A 3,822-nucleotide genomic window follows, 5' to 3' on the forward strand; every position below is an offset into this window, starting at 1 on the left:
GGCGGGAATCGACATCAGGATACCGCGGGTTATAAGGCCTCGCCCCCCTGTCCATCTCAGCCCTCGCCTCGCCACTGATCTACTCAGCTCTCGCCTCAGGGCTACGCCCTTCAGCTCGAACTGCCACGCCTGCGGCTCGTCCGCAGTGTCTCGGCTCGAACTGCGGCCCTCTCCCCCGGTGGGGGAGAGGGATATAAGGAGAGGTCATCTCCCCGTGTGGGGTTTGGAAAATGGGGCTTGACATCGGTTTGATAGTTTCATAGACTTCGAAACATGAAAACCATAGCTCCGCTGCCCCTGGCCCGGCTGGATGCCAATCACACCCACGTGGAGGCCTTCAAGGCCCTCGCCCACCTGAGCCGTCTCCAGGTCTTCTTCTTCCTGGTGCGCGCGGGGAAGGAGATGTCGGTGGGCGAGATCCAGGAGGCCGTGGAGATCCCCGGGCCAACCCTGTCCCATCACCTGGACGCGCTCCGTCGAGCGGGCCTCGTCCAGAGCCGCAAGGAAGAGCGGTACATCTACTATTCCGTGCAGCGAGACGCGGTGACGGCGCTCGTGCGCCTGCTCACCGCCTGCTGCTAGAGGAGAATGCCGTGAGCGCGAAAGTACACATGCACATGCACGTGTCGGACCTCGCCAAGAGCCGAGAGTTCTACGAGAAGTTCCTCGGCGAGGGGCCGGTCAAGGTGAAGACGGGCTATGCCAAGTTCCTGCCCGGCTGGGCGCCCGTCAACCTGGCCCTCTCCCATGGCGGAAGCGCCGCCCGCGGCACCGTCGACCATGTCGGCATCCAGGTCGAGTCGGTGGAGACCGTCATGGCCCAGCTGGCGCGCGTCAAGGCGGCCGGGCTGCCCGTCACCGAGGAGATGGGTGTCAACTGCTGCCACGCCAACCAGGACAAGTTCTGGGTCACGGACCCCGACGGCGTGGAGTGGGAGGTCTATCATCTCAACTACGATCTCGAGGACGAGACGCAGGCCCCCGTGGCCAAGGCGTCGAAGGGACTGCAGCTCGCGAAGACCACGTCCTGCTGCAGCTCCTGATCGCGACGCAAGAGGAGAAGCACCATGGCTGAGCAAGACATCAAGAGCATCGTGAAGGACAAGTACGCTCAGGCGGCGCTCCGGGTGACGGCGTCGAGCGGGGCCTGTTGTGGCTCGCCAGCCTCTCAGGGCGAATGCGACCCCATCACCTCCAATCTCTATACGGAAAGTGAAACCTGTGGCTTGCCGGCCGAGGCCACCGCGGCCTCCCTGGGCTGCGGCAATCCCACCGCGCTGGCCGATCTCAAGCCGGGCGAGACCGTCCTCGACCTGGGCTCGGGCGGCGGCATTGACGTGCTCCTCTCCGCCAAGCGCGTGGGGCCAACCGGCAAGGCGTATGGCCTCGACATGACCGACGAGATGCTTGCCCTCGCCCGCGAGAACCAGCGGAAGGCCGGCGTGGCCAACGTCGAGTTCCTCAAGGGCGAGATCGAGCAGATCCCCCTGCCCGCCAACTCCGTGGATGTCATCATCTCGAACTGCGTGATCAATCTCTCGGCCGACAAGGACCGCGTCTTTGCCGAGGCCTTCCGAGTGCTCAAGCCGGGCGGCCGCTTTGCCGTGTCCGACGTAGTCGTGCGCGGTGAGGTCCCGGCCGAGCTTCGCAAGAGCATCGAGCTCTGGATAGGCTGCGTGGCCGGCGCGCTCGAAGAGCAGGAGTACCGCGAAAAGCTGGCCAAGGCCGGATTCGACGCGGTCGACCTCGAGCCCACGCGTATCTACCGCGTCGAGGATGCGCGCGAGTTTCTGGCGGGCGCGGGCCTCGATGCCGACGCCATCGCACCTCAGGTCAACGACAAGTTCATGAGCGCATTCGTTCGCGCACGCAAGCCCGCGGCGGTGTGAGCCCAGCAGCAGGTCACAAGGCCAATCTCGGGCGCCGAGCGGTGGCGGAAGCCATCGGCTCGGCGCTGCTTCTTGCCGCCGTGGTCGGCTCCGGCATCATGGGCAGCCGCCTGGCCGGAGATCAGATCGCCCTGGCTCTCCTCGCGAATACCATCGCGACGGGGGCAGCCCTCGTCGCCCTGATCCTGGCCTTCGGGCCCATCTCGGGCGCGCATTTCAACCCGGCGGTGACGCTCGCCGATGCCTGGCGTGGCGGACTACCCTGGCGCGAGACGCCCGCGTATATCGCCGCGCAAGTGCTGGGTGCCCTGGCCGGCGTGGCCGCCGCAAACATCATGTTCTCGGAGCCCGTGTTCTTCGCCTCGCAAAAGGCGCGCGAGGGCGGCGCTCAGCTCTTCAGCGAGTTCGTGGCCGCCTTCGGGCTGCTCGCGGTCATCTGGGGCTGCGCGAGGCTTCAAGCGGGCACGGTGGCCTTTGCCGTCGGCGGCTACATCACGGCGGCCTACTGGTTCACCGCGTCGACCTCATTTGCGAACCCCGCCGTCACGGTGGCGCGATCCCTCAGCGACACCTTCGCGGGCATCCGGCCCCTCGATGTCCCTGGCTTCATCGTGGCCCAGCTGCTCGGCGCGGCGGCAGCCACCGCCCTCTTCGCCTGGCTGACGCCCCTCGAGCGCGAACGGAGCGAGAATAGGGCCATGAAGACGCAGGTGATCTTCGCGTGTGTTCACAATGCCGGCCGATCCCAGATGGCTGCGGCCTTCTTCAACGCGCTGGCCGATCCCGCGAAGGTCCGGGCAGTTTCTGCCGGCACCGAGCCCGCGGACCGCGTCCATCCGGAGGTCGTCGCCGTCATGCGCGAAGTGAGCATCGACCTCGCTCGAGCTACGCCGACACGACTCACCCACGATCTTGCCGCCCAAGGTCACTTGCTGATCACGATGGGCTGCGGCGAGGCATGTCCCGTCGTGCCCGGGCTCAAGCGCGACGACTGGCCCATCGAGGATCCGAAGGGAAAGTCCATCGAGCAAGCGCGGGCCATCCGTGACGAGATCCGCGCCCGCGTCGAGCAGCTGATCACCGCGGAAGGCTGGGGCCCACCCGGCCGCCGCTGAGTCCCGAGCCCGAGGGAGTCAACGCATGCCGATCACGACCCGCCCGGCCACGCCCGCAGATGCCGCCGCCATCTCGACGATCTACAACCAGGGCATCGAGGACCGCATCGCCACCTTCGAGACCCGCCCGCGCACGCCCGAGGAGATCGCGCGGTGGTTCGACGGCGTGCATCCCATCGTGGTGGCAGAGGAGGCGGGCCAGGTCGTCGGCTTCGGGTCCACCTCGTCCTATCGCGCGCGAGACTGCTACGCCAGGACGGCCGAGTTCTCGTTCTACGTCGGGCGGGACCATCGCGGCCGCCAGATAGGCCGCCAGGCCCTCGCCGCCCTCATCGAGGAATCACGCAAGGCGGGGCTGCACAAGCTGGTGTCACGGATCTTTCCCGAGAATGTCGCCAGCCGGGCGGCCTGCCGCGCGGCGGGCTTCCGCGAGGTCGGCGTCTACAAGGAGCACGGCCAGCTCGAGGGCGTGTGGAAGGACTGTGTCATCGTCGAGCGCCTCGTCTAGTCTGAACCATTCACGAACGCGGCGGCGTTCCCCCTCACCCTGCCCTCTCCCCCACTGGGGGAGAGGGATATGAGGAGCAGATACGTGTCCACGCCCTGAGGCAGGAGTTTTTTGATCCCTCTCCCCCATCGGGGGAGAGGGCAGGGTGAGGGGGCAACCAGAGCGCGAGCCAGCCGTAGTGGATCGAGGACGACTTCAACGAGCGGCGCGTGACGGGCCGACCGAAGCGTTCTCCTTCAAGCCACGCACGAGCTCGAGCAGGCGCCCGAGCGTGGCCAGCCGAGCGTCCAGCGTCTCACCCGCGGGCTCC

General features: G+C 67.0%; 5 protein-coding genes. All 5 read left to right on the forward strand.

Features of this window, described 5'->3' with window-relative positions; all coding sequences use genetic code 11:
• Positions 1-273 precede the first annotated feature (273 nt).
• From VGT00_08210 to VGT00_08230, 5 genes are read left to right on the forward strand one after another with little or no spacing between them, the layout of a single operon-like run.
• Positions 274-582 (forward strand): metalloregulator ArsR/SmtB family transcription factor, encoded by a 309-nt coding sequence (locus tag VGT00_08210; GenBank protein ID HEV8531385.1) that lies wholly within the window; start codon positions 274-276, stop codon positions 580-582.
• A gap of 11 nt (positions 583-593) precedes the next feature.
• Positions 594-1,043: an ArsI/CadI family heavy metal resistance metalloenzyme gene (locus VGT00_08215; protein HEV8531386.1), complete on the forward strand. Its 450-nt coding sequence runs from the start codon at positions 594-596 to the stop codon at positions 1,041-1,043.
• Positions 1,044-1,067: 24 nt separating this feature from the next.
• Positions 1,068-1,889 (forward strand): arsenite methyltransferase, encoded by an 822-nt coding sequence (locus VGT00_08220; protein ID HEV8531387.1) that lies wholly within the window; start codon positions 1,068-1,070, stop codon positions 1,887-1,889.
• Entirely contained in the window at positions 1,886-3,004 is a 1,119-nt protein-coding gene (locus VGT00_08225) for an aquaporin (protein HEV8531388.1), read from the forward strand. The genes VGT00_08220 and VGT00_08225 overlap by 4 nt, the downstream gene beginning before the upstream one ends.
• A gap of 25 nt (positions 3,005-3,029) precedes the next feature.
• Entirely contained in the window at positions 3,030-3,512 is a 483-nt protein-coding gene (locus VGT00_08230) for an arsinothricin resistance N-acetyltransferase ArsN1 family A (GenBank protein HEV8531389.1), read from the forward strand.
• Positions 3,513-3,822 lie beyond the last annotated feature (310 nt).

The sequence above is a fragment of the Candidatus Methylomirabilota bacterium genome (assembly GCA_036002485.1).
Taxonomy (GTDB): Bacteria; Methylomirabilota; Methylomirabilia; order Rokubacteriales; family CSP1-6; genus AR37.

Bases quoted from the DNA above. Each gene is read 5' to 3' on its own strand.
- VGT00_08220 (HEV8531387.1), top strand. From the start codon at position 1,068: ATGGCTGAGCAAGACATCAAGAGCATCGTGAAGGACAAGTACGCTCAG.
- VGT00_08230 (HEV8531389.1), top strand. From the start codon at position 3,030: ATGCCGATCACGACCCGCCCGGCCACGCCCGCAGATGCCGCCGCCATC.
- VGT00_08210 (HEV8531385.1), top strand. From the start codon at position 274: ATGAAAACCATAGCTCCGCTGCCCCTGGCCCGGCTGGATGCCAATCAC.